Below are 15552 nucleotides of genomic sequence, written 5' to 3'. Positions count from 1 at the left end.
CACTCAACTAACGCTCCTGATGATTCGTACCGAAACCGCGGCCATCGGTCGTGCCGCCGGCCTCCCGGCCCTGCTGAATACCCCGTCGGAGATTGGTCAGCCGCCCGCGCACGTCGTCGGGCGAACGGGAGACCTGCGGGCCGCCCTGCTGAGGCTGCGGCTGCGCCGCACCGCCGGCGACGAGATTCGCCCGCGGCACCCGGCGCGGCAGCCCGGAGGGGGTGACCCCGCCGGCCGACGGCTCGCGGACCGCCTCGGCCCGCTGGCGCAGCGCGTCGTTGGGCGAGGTCCGCCAGTTCGGCGTCTCGCGCGGCAACGGCTGCGCCGCAGGTGCCGGCGGTGCCCCGGCCGGAGCGGTGGGCGGCGCGGCGGCCGGCGCCGGCGCCGGCGCGGGCTGCGGCGCCTGCTGCTGCGGTGCGCTGGTGCCGGGCCGCTGCGGGCCTGCCGGGCTCGGGCGTTCGGTACGCGGGCGCTGCGGCGGTGCGGTGCGACCCACCGGGCGGGGCGACGCCGGGGCCTGGAGGCCGCGCGCGCTCTGCTCGACGTGGATCTGCTGCATCCGCTCCGCCTGGCCGGTGCGGAACCAGTCGGACTCGATCGCCGAGAAGATCGGCGTCGGCTCGTCGCCCCTGGTCTGGGCCGGCGGCAGCGCCATCGGCTCCGCGGGCTGCTGCGGCTGCGGCGGCTGCTGTCCGGGCCGCTGCTGGAACGGCCCGATCGGGCCCTGGCCGCCGGGGCCGCCCTGCATACCAGGCGGCGGTGCCATCGGGTGCTGCCCGGTGACGTCGCTGCGCTCCTGGCCGGGCATCTGCTGCCGGCCGGAGTTGTCGTACGGCTGCTGCGGTACGCCGCCGTCGCGGTAAGGCGGTCCGCCCTGCGGCCGGCCGCCCGCAGGCGGTCCGTACTGCCCGCTGCCGCCGCCGAAGGTGTCGTCGGACCGGATCGCGGGGAACTGCGCGGTCTCACCGGGACCGCCCTGCCCGGGCTGCTGCTGCACCGGGAACTGCCCGGTGTTGCCAGGGCCGCCCTGGACGGGGAACTGTCCGGTGCCGTCGTTGCGTTGCTGGCCGTGGCGGGGGAACTGTCCGGTGTCGCCGGGGCCGCCCTGGACGGGGAACTGTCCGGTGCCGTCGTTGCGTTGCTGGCCGTGGCGGGGGAACTGTCCGGTGTCGCCGGGGCCGCCCTGGACCGGGAACTGCCCCGTGCCGTCGTTCCGCTCCTGGCCGGGGCCGCCCTGGACGGGGAACTGTCCGGTGCCGTCGTTGCGTTGCTGGCCGTGGCGGGGGAACTGTCCGGTGTCGCCAGGACCGCCCTGGACCGGGAACTGCCCGGTGCCGTACGTCTCCTGCGGAGTGCGCGGCGGCCGGCCGAAGTCCTGGCCGTCGTTGCCGCGCTGGGCCGGGAACTGCCCGGTGCCGCCCTGCTGGAAGTCGTCGCGGGCCGCGGGGACCGGCGGGAACTGTGCCGTGTCGCCAGGACCGCCCTGCGGGCGCTGCTGCTGCTCGCCGCCCTGCCGCGGACCGGAACGGCCGCCGAAGACGTCGGAGCGGAAGCCGCTCGGCCCGGTGCCCTGCTGCTGCGGCGGCGGGAACTGCCCGCGGCCGCCCTGCTGTCCGCCGTACGGGGCGTCGGTGCCGCCCTGCCGGAAGTCGGCCCGGGCGCCGGTGTCCTGGCCCTGGCCTTGTCCCGGGCCCTGCCCCGGACCGCTGCCGTCGAAGGCGTCGAAGGCGGGAGCCGCCTCGACGTCCTCGTGGCCGCGCGGGGTGTCCTGCAGCCCGCGGTCGTCGGCGGGGAAGCCCTGCGAACCGTCCTGCGCCGCCCAGCGGGGCGTACCCGGCTGCTGCGGTGCGCCGCCGCCGGGCCGTCCGGCGCCGGGGGCCAGCGCCGGGCGCTGCGCGCCGCCGCCGACCTGCCCGCGCTGCGGGGGCCTGGTGACCTGCGGGGAGTTCGGCGTGTTGCCGAACGCGCCGGCCACACCGCCGCCGGCCGCGGCCGGGGGAGTGGCCCCGGGCCGCCCCCCGCCCATCGCGTTGCCCTTGGCGTTGGCGCCGCCCTGCGTCACGTCGACCGGCAGCATGACCAGTGCGGTCGTACCGCCGGAGTCGGAGGGGCGGAGCTGGATGCGGATGCCGTGTCGCAGGGACAGCCGGCCGACCACGAACAGGCCCATCCGGCGGGACACCGCGACATCGACGGTCGGCGGGTTGGCGAGCCGCTCGTTGATGTCGGCCAGGTCCTCGGGCGACAGGCCGATACCGGTGTCGTGGATCTCGATCAGCACCCGGCCGTCCGGCAGCGCGTGACCGGTGACCCGCACCTTGGTCTGCGGGGAGGAGAACGACGTGGCGTTCTCCAGCAGCTCGGCGAGCAGGTGGACGAGGTCGTTGACGATACGGCCGGTGACCTCGGCCGACGGCACCGAGGTCAGCTCGATGCGTTCGTACTGCTCCACCTCGGAGGCCGCGGCGCGCAGCACGTCGACCAGCGGGACCGGGCGGGTCCACCGGCGCCCCGGCTCCTCACCGGCGAGGACCAGCAGGTTCTCACCGTTGCGGCGCATACGGGTGGCGAGGTGGTCCAGCTTGAACAGCGAGGACAGCTGGTCCGGGTCGGCCTCGCGGGACTCCAGTTCGGAGATCAGCGACAGCTGGCGCTGGATGAGGCCCTGGCTGCGGCGGGAGAGGTTGGTGAACATCGCGTTGACGTTGCCTCGCAGCAGCGCCTGCTCGGCGGCCAGCCGGACCGCCTCGCTGTAGACCTCGTCGAAGGCGCGGGCCACCTGGCCGATCTCGTCGCGGCTGTTGATGCCGATCGACTCGACCGAGGTGTCGACGTCCTGCGGGTCGGTCTCGGACAGCTGCTTGACCAGCTCGGGCAGCCGCTTCTGGGCGACGTCCTGTGCGGTCTGCTGCAGCCGGCGCAGCGAGCGGATCATCGAGCGGGCCACGACGAACGCGCCGACGACGGCGATACCGAGTACCAGCAGGATGATCGCGCCGGAGATCAGCGCGTCCTCCTTGGCCGTGCTCTGCAGTTCCAGCGACTTCTGCCGCATCTCGTTCAGCAGCGACCGCTCGATGCGGTTCATCGCGTCGATCTTCGCCTTGGCGGCGTCGTCCCAGTCCAGGTAGGAGATGTGGATGTCCTGGATCTGGTCCTGGCTCTTGGCGATCCGCTCGCGCATCACGTCGTGCGCGGTGATCGTGTCGTTGCCGCCCTCGATCGGCGCGAGGAGCGCGGCGCTCTTGTCGCCGTAGAGGGTCGCGAACCGGGTGAGGTTGATGTCCTCGTTGTCCGCGGCCGAGTTGACCGTCTGGTAGTCGTTCGCGTCCAGCCGGCTGCCCTTGGCCAGCGCGGCGCTGATCACCGCGCGCTGGATCGACTCGTACTCCTTGGCGGACGAGAAGGCCGCCAGCGCACGGGTGTTGGTCACCATCTCGGAGTTCTGCGTGGCCTGCGCCATGTCGACCGACAGGCTCAGCAGCGACTGGATCAGGCCGTCGTAGGAGGAGACGGTCTGGGCGATCGAGGACTGGGAGGTGAAGGCACCGTCCCGCAGCTGGTTGAGCCCCGTCAGCTGGGTGTCGATCGCGATCAGGCTGGAACGCACGCCGCTGAAGAGCGAGTCGCCCGCGGTGATCTCGTCCTTGGCGTCGCGGTAGAGCTTCTCTTCGCGGTCGGTTGCCTGCCGGGACGCGGCCACCGCGTCGGTGGGGCTGCCCGCGGTGATCGGACCCGCCGAGCTGTCGCGTTCCTCGGCCAGGGCGTCTGCCAGGTCGGTCGCGTGCTCGGCGATGTCGGTCAGCGCGTTCAGCCGCTGCAGCTGGTGGATGTTCTGAATCGAGTTGTGGACGCGCAGGCCGCCGAGCGCACCCGCGGTGACCACCGGCAGCGCCAGCAGCGACACCAGACGCGTGCTGATGCGCCAGTTGCGCAGCATTATTCGGGAGCCTGGCTTGGTGTCCAGACCGGTGATCCGGCCCGCCTCGATACCGCTGGGCGTGCTTGTACGTCCGGTGGCCGCAGCTGTTCCCGGCGTGGCGCCTCCGGAGTCGCCCGCCGCCTGGGCAGGACCGTTGCCGGTCCCGCCGGGCTGCTGCTCCGGGTCGCCCGCCGTGCCGCTGTCCCTCTTGAAACGTCCCTGCACTAGCGTCGCAACCTCTGGACCAGGCGTCCCCCGCGATGAAGCGGACAGGACGGTGTCGAGTTCATGGGGGCCGGGACCGCCCCGGATTGCGAGGAGGCCGTTGAAGCCCTTCACCGCCGCTCGGTGGTCGTACGCGCCCCCTGCGCGCCGGCTCGATGTGATGCGGCGGTCCGGGGAATTCCAGCACAGTGCTGGATCTCCCAACAAGGCCCGTAGCCGACCTGTTGGATTCCGTGACTGACTGTTCAGCGGGACGCACGTTCTGTCGACCTACGATTCCCCGAAACCGGTGCATTCCGGACCTTGGGGTCAACGTTGCGCAGGTCGTGTGTGCTCACTGTGAACGACCTCTGGTGGGCGTTTCCTGGTGTTCGGGGCCCGATGTCCGAATCGGGTGCCGGGGTCGGCTGTCCGTAATGACGGAATTGCCACTCACTTGGTGAGCAAAATCACAACCCGTCAGATGTTGGGAGCACCCGGCGAGGGGAATGGCCGCGGCTAGCGTGGTGGTTTACACGAAGCGCACTTCTGTCAACCACGGGCCGCCCCCGCGCGGCCCACCGAGCACCCGAGGTCCCGACGGCCGATGAAGACCACCCTGATGTTCCGGCAGATGATCGCCAACCCCCGGCGTACCACTCTCGCCCATCTCAAGGACGCGACGGAACTCGGGGTCGCCCCGGCCGAGCCGGCCGCCGAGGCCGCCGCCCGTGAGCTGCCGCAGCACACCGCGAACCCCCGGCGCACGGTGCTCAACGAGCTGCCGAAGGCCCCCGTCACCCGCTGAGCTCCCGCCCGCAGCGGGCTGACCTGCGGCGACGCGGCGGCGGGCGGAGCGGTGCCGGACTACTAAGCTGAGCCCATGCGCATCGCCAGGTTCTCCATCGACGGGAATGTCGCCTTCGGCGCGGTCGAGGGCGACCCGACCGGCACCAGCGGCCCCAGCGGTTACGACGGGCTCGTCCTCGACATCATCAAGGGCGTCCCCTTCGCCGACTTCGAACTGTCCGGTACGAAGGTGCCGCTGGACAAGGTCCGCCTGCTGCCGCCGGTCCTGCCCAACAAGGTCGTCGCCATCGGCCGCAACTACGCCGCCCACGCGGCGGAACTGGGCAACGAGGTGCCGGCCGCGCCCTGGGCGTTCTTCAAGCCGTCCACCTCGGTGATCGGCCCCGGCGACAACATCGTCTACCCGACGTTCTCGCAGGAGGTCCACCACGAGGCGGAGCTGGCGGTCGTCATCAGCCGGCTGTGCCGGGAGGTGCCGCGCGAGCGGGTCAAGGACGTGATCCTCGGCTACACCTGCGCCAACGACGTCACCGCACGCGACACCCAGCGGACCGAGAAGCAGTGGGCCAGGGCCAAGGGCTTCGACTCCTCCTGCCCGCTCGGCCCCTGGATCGAGACCGGCATCGACCTGGCGGGCGCCGCCGACCTGGCGATCACCGCGACCGTCAACGGCGAACTGCGGCAGGCCGGCCGCACCGGACAGATGATCCACTCCATCGAGGACCTGATCGTCAACATCACCGAGGCGATGACCCTGCTGCCCGGCGACGTGATCCTCACCGGCACCCCGGCCGGGGTCGGCCCGCTGCACCCCGGCGACGAGGTCGCCGTCACCATCGAAGGCATCGGCACTCTCACCAACAAGGTGATCTCGCGTGGCTAGCGCACCCTCTACGGACGTACGCGTCCGCTTCTGCCCCTCGCCGACCGGCAACCCCCACGTGGGCCTGGTCCGCACCGCCCTGTTCAACTGGGCCTTCGCCCGCCACCACCAGGGCACCCTGGTGCTGCGGATCGAGGACACCGACGCGGCCCGCGACTCCGAGGAGTCCTACCTGCAGCTGCTGGACTCGCTGCGCTGGCTCGGCCTGGAATGGGACGAGGGCCCCGAGGTCGGCGGCCCGCACGCGCCCTACCGCCAGTCCCAGCGGATGGACGTCTACGCCGACGTGGCCCGCCGGCTGAAGGAGGCCGGGCACGCCTACGACTGCTACTGCACCGCCGAGGAGCTGGAGGCCCGCCGCGAGGCGGCACGCGCCGCCGGCCGCCCCTCCGGCTACGACGGCCACTGCCGCGACCTCACCGCCGAGCAGACCGCCGCCTACCTGGCCGAGGGCCGCAGCGCGATCGTGCGGTTCCGCATGCCGGACAAGGCGATCACCTTCACCGACCTGGTGCGCGGCGAGCTGACCTTCACCCCGGAGAACGTGCCGGACTACGGCATCGTCCGGGCCAGCGGCGCCCCGCTCTACACCCTGGTCAACCCGGTGGACGACGCCCTGATGGGCATCACGCACGTGCTGCGCGGCGAGGACCTGCTGTCCTCCACCCCGCGGCAGATCGCCCTCTACGAGGCCCTGATCGGCCTCGGGGTCGCCAAGCAGATCCCGGAGTTCGGGCACCTGCCGTACGTGATGGGCGAGGGCAACAAGAAGCTGTCCAAGCGCGACCCCGAGTCCTCGCTCAACCTCTACCGGGAGCGCGGCTTCCTGCCCGAGGGGCTGCTGAACTACCTCTCGCTGCTCGGCTGGTCCTACTCCGCCGACCGGGACGTCTTCACGCCCGCCGAGATGGTCGCCAAGTTCGACATCGGCGACGTCAACGCCAATCCGGCGCGCTTCGACCTCAAGAAGGCCGAGGCGATCAACGCCGACCACATCCGGCTGCTCACTCCCGCGGCCTTCGCGCAGGCCTGCACCCCGTGGCTGCGGCCCCCGCACGCGCCCTGGGCCCCGGAGGACTTCGACGAGGCCGCCTGGCAGGCCATCGCGCCCTACGCGCAGACCCGGCTCACCGTGCTGTCCGACATCACCGCCAACGTCGACTTCCTCTTCCTGCCCGAGCCGGTCCGCGACGACGCGTCCTGGGCCAAGGCCATGAAGGACGGCTCGGACGCGCTGCTGCGCACCGCGCGGGAGAAGCTGGCCGGCGCGGACTGGTCGAGCCCGGAGGCGCTCAAGGAGGCGGTGCTGGCCGCGGGCGAGGCGCACGGCCTCAAGCTGGGCAAGGCCCAGGCCCCGCTACGCGTCGCGGTCACCGGCCGCACGGTCGGCCTGCCGCTCTTCGAGTCGCTGCAGGTACTCGGCCGCGACCGGACCCTGGCCAGGATCGACGCGGCACTGGCCCGGCTGGCCGGCTGAGCCACCGGCCGGAGCGGCGGCTCCGGCTAGATTGGCCGTATGGCGATCCGTGCGGTGCTCTGGGACATCGACGACACGATCTTCGACTACGACGGTGCCGAGCGCACCGGCATGCGGCGGCATCTGGACCACGAGGGCCTGCCCGACGGCTGCGAGAGCGTCGAGTGGGCCCTCGACCACTGGCGGGACCTGACCCTGGAGCACTGGCGGCGGTTCGCCGCCGGCGAGTGCGACTTCGAGGGCCAGCGCAGGAACCGGGTGCGCGACTTCCTCGGGCGGCCGCTGTCCGACGACGAGGCCGAGGAGTGGTTCGGCCGGCACAAGGTGCACTACGAGGCCGCCTGGGCGCTCTTCCCCGACGCCGTGCCCGCGCTTGACGGGCTCGCCGCCGGATACCGGCACGCGGTGCTGTCCAACTCCGCCTTCGCCCACCAGGACCGCAAACTGCGGGTGCTCGGCGTCAGGGACCGCTTCGAGGTGCTGCTGTGCGCGGCCGAGCTGGGCGTCTCCAAGCCCGCTGCGGCGGCCTTCCACGCAGCCTGCCGCGCGCTGGAGCTGGCGCCCGAGGAGGTCGCCTACGTCGGCAACGAGCCGGACATCGACGCCCGCGGCGCGGCCGAGGCGGGGCTGCTCGGCATCTGGCTGGACCGGCGCGGGATCGGCGGGCGGCCGGACCTGGCGCGGATCACCGGTCTCGACGAGCTTCCTGGGCTGCTGCGGGCCGATACCCGTTTTGGAGCGGTGTCCCTGATCGGGTAATGTTCTTCCTGCGCCGCCGAGAGGGCCGAAAGGCCCGGCCGGGAGCGCAAGCCGAACAAAGCCCGCAGGGGTTGCGTTCTGGTGGGGTATGGTGTAATTGGCAACACGGCTGATTCTGGTTCAGTTGTTCTAGGTTCGAGTCCTGGTACCCCAGCGCATGTGTATGCAAGCCCCCGTTGTGTAGCGGCCTAGCACGCTGCCCTCTCACGGCAGTAGCGCCGGTTCGAATCCGGTCGGGGGTACAGATCCTTTCATTCCGTTCCCTCCGGGTCGCTCCCGGACGTGACGACGCGAGGATCGCCAAAGCTAGCCCCCGTTGTGTAGCGGCCTAGCACGCCGCCCTCTCAAGGCGGTAGCGCCGGTTCGAATCCGGTCGGGGGTACGCAGCACAGGACCAGGCGAAGCCCGTCGCGGACGCGACGGGCTTCCGGTTTTCCCGGGTCCCTGTGCGTTCCCCTGGTACCCGCGCCCCGGCCCGCGGGGACGGCGCGGACCGGGACGGCGGGCGGGTCCGTCAGCCCGAGCGGCGCAGGGCCTCGGAGAGCCGGCCCGCGGCGTCCACCACGGCCTGGGCGTGCATCCGGCCCGGATGCCGGGTCAGCCGCTCGATGGGCCCGGACACCGACACCGCGGCCACCACCCGGTTCGAGGGACCGCGTACCGGCGCCGACACCGACGCCACGCCCGGCTCGCGCTCGCCGATCGACTGCGACCAGCCCCTGCGGCGTACTCCCGACAGCGCGGTGGCGGTGAACCGCGCGCCCTGCAGGCCGCGGTGCAGCCGCTCCGGCTCCTCCCAGGCCATCAGCACCTGCGCGGCCGAGCCGGCCTTCATCGGCAGCGTGGAGCCCACCGGCACGGTGTCCCGCAGTCCGGACAGCCGTTCCGCGGCGGCCACGCAGATCCGCATGTCGCCCTGCCTGCGGTAGAGCTGGGCACTCTCGCCGGTCACGTCCCGCAGGTGCGTGAGCACCGGTCCTGCCGTGGCCAGCAGCCGGTCCTCGCCCGCGGCGGCGGCCAGTTCGGACAGCCGCGGCCCGAGGATGAAGCGGCCCTGCATGTCGCGGGCCACCATGCGATGGTGTTCGAGCGCGACCGCCAGCCGGTGCGCGGTGGGGCGGGCGAGGCCCGTGGCGCCGACAAGCCCGGCCAGGGTGGCCGGTCCTGACTCGAGTGCGCTGAGCACCAGAGCAGCCTTGTCGAGAACGCCGACGCCGCTAGAGTTGTCCATGCAACGATATTCGCGTCTCACACTGTGAAACGCAAGTTCAATTTTCCCCGGCAGCCGTCAGGCTGGGAGCACAGCGCAGAACACACACCGAGTTGGCCTGGGGCGAAGACGGCCGGGGCCGGAGGGACAGCGATGGGTAGGACACTCGCGGAAAAAGTCTGGGACGACCATGTCGTCCGCCGCGCCGAAGGCGAGCCCGATCTGCTCTTCATCGATCTTCACCTGCTCCATGAGGTGACCAGCCCCCAGGCGTTCGACGGGCTGCGGATGAACGGCCGGCAGGTACGCCGTACCGACCTCACCATCGCCACCGAGGACCACAACACCCCGACCCTCGACATCGACAAGCCGATCGCCGACCCGGTCTCGCGCACCCAGCTGGAGACGCTGCGCAAGAACTGCGCCGAGTTCGGGGTGCGGCTGCACCCGCTGGGCGACGTCGAGCAGGGCGTCGTGCACGTGGTGGGACCGCAGCTGGGCCTGACCCAGCCGGGCACCACCGTGGTCTGCGGCGACAGCCACACCTCCACCCACGGCGCCTTCGGCGCGCTGGCGTTCGGCATCGGCACCTCGCAGGTCGAACACGTGCTGGCCACCCAGACGCTGCCGCTGGCCCCGTTCAGGACCATGGCCGTCACCGTCGACGGCGAACTGCCCGACGGCGTCACCGCCAAGGACCTGATCCTGGCCGTGATCACCCAGATCGGCACCGGCGGCGGCCAGGGCTATGTCATCGAGTACCGCGGCTCGGCCATCGAGAAGCTGTCGATGGAATCCCGGATGACCGTCTGCAACATGTCGATCGAGGCGGGCGCGCGGGCCGGCATGATCGCCCCCGACCAGACCACCTTCGACTACCTCGAAGGGCGCGACCACGCCCCCAAGGGCGAGGACTGGGACGCGGCGCTGGCGTACTGGAAGACGCTGCGCACCGACGAGGACGCGGTCTTCGACCACGAGGTGCGGATCGACGCGGCCACGCTGGCGCCGTTCGTCACCTGGGGCACCAACCCCGGCCAGGGTGCGCCGCTGAGCGCCTCGGTGCCCGACCCGGCGTCCTTCGCCGACCCCGGCGACCGGCTGTCGGCCGAGAAGGCGCTGGAGTACATGGGCCTGAGCGCCGGGCAGCCGCTGCGCGAGGTCGCCGTGGACACCGTCTTCGTCGGCTCCTGCACCAACGGCCGGATCGAGGACCTGCGCGCCGCCGCCTCCGTCGTGCAGGGCCGCAAGGTCGCCGACGGTGTCCGCATGCTGGTCGTTCCGGGTTCGGTACGGGTCGCGCTGCAGGCCGTGCACGAGGGCCTGGACAAGGTGTTCACCGAGGCCGGCGCCGAATGGCGGCACGCGGGTTGCTCGATGTGCCTGGGTATGAACCCCGACCAACTGGCGCCCGGCGAGCGTTCCGCGTCCACCTCCAACCGCAACTTCGAAGGACGGCAGGGCAAGGGCGGCCGTACGCATCTGGTCTCGCCGCAGGTGGCCGCGGCCACCGCGGTGCTCGGCCACCTCGCCTCGCCCGCCGACCTGTCCGACGACCATGTCCTGACGGAGGTCTGAGCCCGATGGAAGCCTTCACCACCCACACCGGCAGGGCCGTGCCGCTGCGCCGCGGCAATGTCGACACCGACCAGATCATCCCGGCCCACTGGCTCAAGAAGGTCACCCGCAACGGCTTCGAGGACGGGCTGTTCGAGGCCTGGCGCAAGGACGAGTCCTTCGTCCTCAACGCCCCCGAGCGCGAGGGCGCCACCGTCCTGGTCACCGGCCCCGACTTCGGCACCGGCTCCTCCCGCGAGCACGCCGTGTGGGCGCTGCAGAACTACGGCTTCAAAACCGTGCTCTCGTCCCGCTTCGCGGACATCTTCCGCGGCAACTCGCTCAAGAACGGCCTGCTCACGGTCGTGCTGCCGCAGGAGACCATCGAGAAGCTGTGGCAGCTGACCGAGGCCGACCCGACCGCCGAGATCACCGTGGACCTGGTGGCCCGCGAGGTCCGCGCCGAGGGGATCACCGCGCCGTTCGAGCTGGACGACAACGCCCGCTGGCGGCTGCTCGAAGGGCTCGACGACATCAGCCTGACGCTGGCCGACGAGCCGGACATCGCCGCCTTCGAAAGCCGCCGGCCGTCCTTCAAGCCCAGCACCGCCAGGGTCTGACCCTCCCGCCCGGCCGGAAAAGCGCCTCCCGCGAACCCGCGGGGGGCGCTTTTCCGTGTCCGCGTGGCGGTACAGGCGGTGGTGCGCGCGGTGGCCGGAAAGGCCGTCCAGGTCGTCCAAAAGCCCGGTCGAAGGACCCCGGAACACCCGGTTGGCCCTGTCGCCGCCGACAACTCGCCGCAGATGGCACAATCGACGCATGGAACGCGACGGCCAACTCCAGCTCTACGGGGTTCTCGCCACGCGTCTGAAGCAGGCGCACGCCCGGGTGGCCAATCCCGAAGTCCCTGATGAGACCAGGCGGGAGTTGACCCGCAGGCTGCTCGCGGTGACCGCCGCGGCGAAGCACGATCTCGCCGACGCGGCACGGCGTCTGGACGTGTTGACGGCTGAGTTGGACGACCTCGGAATCCCCGATCGGTGATCACGCAGGCCCCCGAGTTCGTTGCGGCACAAGGGTGATTCGCCCGTTTCGTATTTGATTTGCGGTATATATCCGCCTAGCGTGCGAAAAGGCCCGCACTCATTCGCCGGGCAAGTTTCCGAAGGGGAAGACGTGAACAAGGCGCAGCTCGTAGAAGCGATTGCCGACAAGGTAGGCGGCCGGATGGCCGCCGCGGACGCGGTTGACGCGGTTCTCGACGCGATCGTCCGCGCGGTGGTCTCCGGAGACCGGGTCTCGGTCACCGGCTTCGGTTCGTTCGAGAAGGTCGAACGGCCGGCCCGCTACGCTCGCAACCCCCAGACCGGGGAGCGGGTCAGGGTGAAGAAGACCTCCGTGCCGCGGTTCCGCGCGGGGCAGGGCTTCAAGGACCTGGTCAGCGGGGCGAAGAAGCTCCCGCGCGGCGGCGAGGTCTCGGTCAAGAAGGCTCCCAAGGGAAGCCTGAGCGGTGGTGCTTCCAGCACCACGAGGACCGCCACCAAGAAGGCCGCGGCCAAGGCCACCACGGCCCGCAAGAGTGCGGCGAAGAAGACCAGCGCGGCCAAGAAGACCACCGCGAAGAAGACCACCGCGGCCAAGAAGACCGCGACCAAGAAGTCGGCGGCGAAGAAGACCGCCGCCAAGAAGGCCCCGGCCAAGAAGGCCACCGCCAAGAAGACCCCGGGCAAGAAGACCGCGTCGCGCAAGACCGCCGCCAGGCGGACCGCCGCGAGGTAGACCTCCGGCGCCGCCGGACGACCGCGACGGGCCGGGCACCCCGCAAGGGTGGCCCGGCCCGCGCCGTTCTCCCGCCGCCCGCCCGGACCTGCCCGCGCGCCACGCGCCCGCCCGGACCTGCCGGGGGCCGCGCGCCCTATGCGCCCGCCGGGACCTGCCGGGGTCCGTGCGCCCTATGCGCCCGGGTCCGGATACGTCTGCAGCGTCACGAAGACCACCCGCCGCGCGTCCCCGTCGCCCTCGGTGCGTATCCGCACCCGCTGGCCGGGCCGCAGCAGCCGCAGTCCCCCCGCGTCGAAGGCCGCCGTGTCGAACGGCACCGGCGTCCCGTCGTCCAGCAGCACGCTGCCCGCCCGGGTGCCGGGGTCAAAGGTGAACGCCGTCGCTTGCATGGCACCAGCCTAGGCCGTGCCCGGCCCGCACCGCCGTCCCCCCGGCACCGGGTGCCAGGGGCGGCGGCCACCGGAGCCGGACGTCACGCGGTGCGGGCCGGGAAGAGCAGCGAGGTCCGCGGGCCGAGGCCCAGCGCGCGGGCCGCTTCGAGATCCGCCGCGGTGTCCACGTCCTGCCGCACCGACGGCACCCCTGGCAGGGTGATCTCGCGCGCGCCGGAGGCGAGGTGGCGCGCCCGGGAGGCGCCGCCGAAACCGGGGGAGAGCGCGATCCCCGGCGACGCGGTGAGCAAGGTTGTCCCCGGACCCGCCGTATCGGCCAGGAACGCCCGTCCCGGCAGCCTCGCGGCCTCCCTGAGCACCTCTGCCAGTTCGGCGGGCCGCAAGGCCGGGAGATCGCCGTTCAGCGCCGCGACCCCCGCCCCCGGGCGCCGCTGCCGTATCAGAGCGGCGCCGTGCCGCAGCGCCGCGTTCAGCCCGGCCGCCGGCACGTCGGCCGCCACGAACGCGCCGAGCCCGGCGACTTCCGCGCCCGCGACCGGGTCGTCGGTGACCACCGTGACGTCCGCCACCTCCGCGCACTCCAGCACCGCGCCGACCGTGTCGAGCACGAAAGCCAGTGCCAGCGCAGGGCGTACCGCGCCCGCCGCCCCCGCCAGCCTGCTCTTGGCCACGGCCAGCGGCTTGAGCGGCACCACGAGCGACCACATCCCCGTCAGATCCACCCCACCATTGTCACCGAGTGTCAGAGGTGCCCCGCGGCGCCCTGAGACCTGGCGTTAGTCTCTGGTAGCCGCGATGCTGAGCGGCAGCGTCATCGCAACGAAGAGGAGTCCGGGTGTCCCGCCGCAGAATCGGTTTCTGGTACCGCCTGGCGGCTGTCATCGCGAAACCGCCGCTCATTGTGCTGTTCAAGCGGGATTGGCGAGGAATGGAGCACATTCCCGCCGACGAAGGATTCATCACGGCGGTGAACCACAACTCCTACCTCGACCCGCTGTCGTACGCGCATTTCCAGTACAACACCGGCCGGGTGCCGCGCTTCCTCGCCAAGGCCGCGCTCTTCAAGCCGGCCTTCGTCGGCACGATGCTGCGCGGCACCGGCCAGATCCCGGTCTTCCGCGAGACGACCGACGCCGCCAACGCCTTCCGCGCCGCGGTCGCCGCGATCGAGTCCGGCGAGTGCGTGGCCTTCTACCCGGAAGGCACCCTCACCCGCGATCCCGAGTTGTGGCCGATGGTCTCCAAGACCGGCGTCGCCCGGGTCGCCCTGCTGACCAAGGCCCCCGTCATCCCGGTCGCCCAGTGGGGCGCCAACGAGGCCATGCCGCCGTACGCCAAGGAGAAGAAGTTCCGCTTCTTCCCGCGCAAGACGCTGCGCGTGCTGGCCGGACCGCCGGTCGACCTCGACGCCTTCTACGGCCTGGAACCCACCGCCGAGACGCTGCGCGCGGTCACCGAGACCATCATGCGCAGCGTGACGGAACTGCTCGCAGAACTGCGCGGCGAACCCGCCCCCGACGGGCTGTACGACCCGCGCAAGGCACGGGAGGGCAAGTGACGCCGCGCTGCGCGGTCTACGGCACCGGTTCGTGGGGCACCGCCTTCGCCATGGTGCTCGCCGACGCCGGATGCCAGGTGTCGCTGTGGGGCCGCAGGCCGGCCCTGGTCGACGCGATCAACGCCACCCGGCACAACCCGGAGTACTTCCCCGAACTCGAACTGCCCGCCGCGGTCACCGCCACCGCCGACCCGGCCGAGGCGGCGCGGGAGGCGGAGTTGGTCTTCCTCACCGTCCCCTCGCAGACCCTCCGCGGCAACCTCGCCGAGTGGGCGCCGCTGCTGCGCGGCGACGCGGTGCTGGTCAGCCTGATGAAGGGCGTCGAGCTCGGCACCGCCAAGCGGATGAGCGAGGTGATCGAGGAGGTCGCCAAGACCGGGCCCGACCGGGTCGCCGTGCTGTCCGGGCCCAACCTGGCGCCCGAGATCGCCGACCGGCAGCCCGCCGCCTCCGTGGTCGCCTGCCGGGACGACGCCGTCGCCCGCCGCATCCAGGCCGCCTGCCACACCAGCTACTTCCGCCCGTACACCAACACCGACGTCGTCGGCTGCGAACTGGGCGGCGCTGTCAAGAACGTGATCGGGCTCGCCGTCGGCATCGCCGACGGCATGGGCCTCGGCGACAACACCAAGGCGTCGCTGATCACCCGCGGCCTGGCCGAGACCACCAGGCTGGGCCTGGCGATGGGTGCCGACGCGCACACCTTCGCGGGCCTGGCGGGCATGGGCGACCTGGTCGCCACCTGTTCCTCGCCGCTGTCACGCAACCACACCTTCGGCACCAACCTCGGCCGCGGCATGAGCCTCGCCGAGACGATCGCGGTGACCCGGCGGACCGCCGAGGGCGTCAAGTCCTGCGAGTCGGTCGCCGATCTCGCCCGCCGCCACGGCGTGGACATGCCGATCACGGAGACCGTGGTCGATATCGTGCACAACGGAAAACCGCCGGTCGTGGCCGTGCGGGAGTTGATGTCACGCTCCGCGAAGTCCGAAAGGTAA

14 protein-coding genes and 3 tRNA genes are annotated in these 15552 nt (G+C 71.8%); 13 read left to right on the top strand and 4 right to left on the bottom strand.

Annotated elements, in window-relative coordinates:
- Positions 1–7: 7 nt before the first annotated feature.
- Entirely contained in the window at positions 8–4147 is a 4140-nt protein-coding gene (locus OG702_RS10200) for a nitrate- and nitrite sensing domain-containing protein (protein ID WP_442814364.1), read from the bottom strand.
- 586 nt (positions 4148–4733) lie between these two features.
- Here OG702_RS10200 and OG702_RS10195 point away from each other — a divergent pair.
- From OG702_RS10195 to OG702_RS10165, 7 genes are all read left to right on the top strand, one after another.
- A complete protein-coding gene (locus OG702_RS10195) occupies positions 4734–4934 on the top strand; it encodes a hypothetical protein (protein ID WP_327288534.1) in 201 nt (66 codons plus the stop codon).
- Positions 4935–5009: 75 nt separating this feature from the next.
- On the top strand, positions 5010–5819 hold the full coding sequence (locus OG702_RS10190) for a fumarylacetoacetate hydrolase family protein (RefSeq protein WP_327288533.1): 810 nt from the start codon (positions 5010–5012) through the stop codon (positions 5817–5819).
- On the top strand, positions 5812–7296 hold the full coding sequence (gene gltX / locus OG702_RS10185; RefSeq protein ID WP_327288532.1) for a glutamate--tRNA ligase: 1485 nt from the start codon (positions 5812–5814) through the stop codon (positions 7294–7296). The genes OG702_RS10190 and gltX overlap by 8 nt, the downstream gene beginning before the upstream one ends.
- Before the next feature lie 39 nt (positions 7297–7335).
- A complete protein-coding gene (locus OG702_RS10180; protein ID WP_327288531.1) occupies positions 7336–8055 on the top strand; it encodes an HAD family hydrolase in 720 nt (239 codons plus the stop codon).
- A gap of 82 nt (positions 8056–8137) precedes the next feature.
- Positions 8138–8209, top strand: a tRNA-Gln gene (locus tag OG702_RS10175).
- A 15-nt stretch (positions 8210–8224) separates the two neighbouring features.
- Positions 8225–8297 (top strand) — tRNA-Glu (locus OG702_RS10170).
- Positions 8298–8364: 67 nt separating this feature from the next.
- Positions 8365–8437: transfer RNA gene (locus OG702_RS10165), tRNA-Glu, on the top strand.
- 132 nt (positions 8438–8569) lie between these two features.
- On the opposite strand, the gene ndgR is transcribed toward OG702_RS10165, so the two are convergent.
- Positions 8570–9286: an IclR family transcriptional regulator NdgR gene (ndgR, locus tag OG702_RS10160; RefSeq protein ID WP_327288530.1), complete on the bottom strand. Its 717-nt coding sequence runs from the start codon at positions 9284–9286 to the stop codon at positions 8570–8572.
- Positions 9287–9418: 132 nt separating this feature from the next.
- On the opposite strand from ndgR, the gene leuC reads away from it, so the two are divergent.
- From leuC to OG702_RS10140, 4 genes are all read left to right on the top strand, one after another.
- The gene (leuC, locus tag OG702_RS10155; RefSeq protein ID WP_327288529.1) at positions 9419–10843 is read left to right on the top strand and encodes a 3-isopropylmalate dehydratase large subunit; all 1425 of its coding nucleotides are present in this window, start codon (positions 9419–9421) and stop codon (positions 10841–10843) included.
- A gap of 5 nt (positions 10844–10848) precedes the next feature.
- Positions 10849–11442 (top strand): 3-isopropylmalate dehydratase small subunit, encoded by a 594-nt coding sequence (gene leuD / locus OG702_RS10150; protein ID WP_327288528.1) that lies wholly within the window; start codon positions 10849–10851, stop codon positions 11440–11442.
- A 199-nt stretch (positions 11443–11641) separates the two neighbouring features.
- Entirely contained in the window at positions 11642–11866 is a 225-nt protein-coding gene (locus OG702_RS10145) for a hypothetical protein (RefSeq protein ID WP_327288527.1), read from the top strand.
- Between the two features lie 132 nt (positions 11867–11998).
- Positions 11999–12601 (top strand): HU family DNA-binding protein, encoded by a 603-nt coding sequence (locus tag OG702_RS10140; protein ID WP_327288526.1) that lies wholly within the window; start codon positions 11999–12001, stop codon positions 12599–12601.
- Positions 12602–12774: 173 nt separating this feature from the next.
- On the opposite strand, the gene OG702_RS10135 is transcribed toward OG702_RS10140, so the two are convergent.
- On the bottom strand, positions 12775–12993 hold the full coding sequence (locus tag OG702_RS10135) for a hypothetical protein (protein ID WP_327288525.1): 219 nt from the start codon (positions 12991–12993) through the stop codon (positions 12775–12777).
- 83 nt (positions 12994–13076) lie between these two features.
- Positions 13077–13703, bottom strand: a complete 627-nt coding sequence (gene cofC, locus OG702_RS10130; RefSeq protein ID WP_327293166.1) for a 2-phospho-L-lactate guanylyltransferase — start codon at positions 13701–13703, stop codon at positions 13077–13079.
- Between the two features lie 128 nt (positions 13704–13831).
- Here cofC and OG702_RS10125 point away from each other — a divergent pair, with 128 nt between their 5' ends.
- Positions 13832–14554 (top strand): lysophospholipid acyltransferase family protein, encoded by a 723-nt coding sequence (locus OG702_RS10125; protein WP_327288524.1) that lies wholly within the window; start codon positions 13832–13834, stop codon positions 14552–14554.
- The gene (locus tag OG702_RS10120; RefSeq protein ID WP_327288523.1) at positions 14551–15552 is read left to right on the top strand and encodes an NAD(P)H-dependent glycerol-3-phosphate dehydrogenase; all 1002 of its coding nucleotides are present in this window, start codon (positions 14551–14553) and stop codon (positions 15550–15552) included. Before OG702_RS10125 ends, OG702_RS10120 begins: the two co-directional genes overlap by 4 nt.

Source organism: Streptomyces sp. NBC_01198 (genome assembly GCF_036010485.1).
GTDB lineage: Bacteria > Actinomycetota > Actinomycetes > Streptomycetales > Streptomycetaceae > Actinacidiphila.
This window is presented reverse-complemented; position numbering and strand designations above follow the sequence as displayed.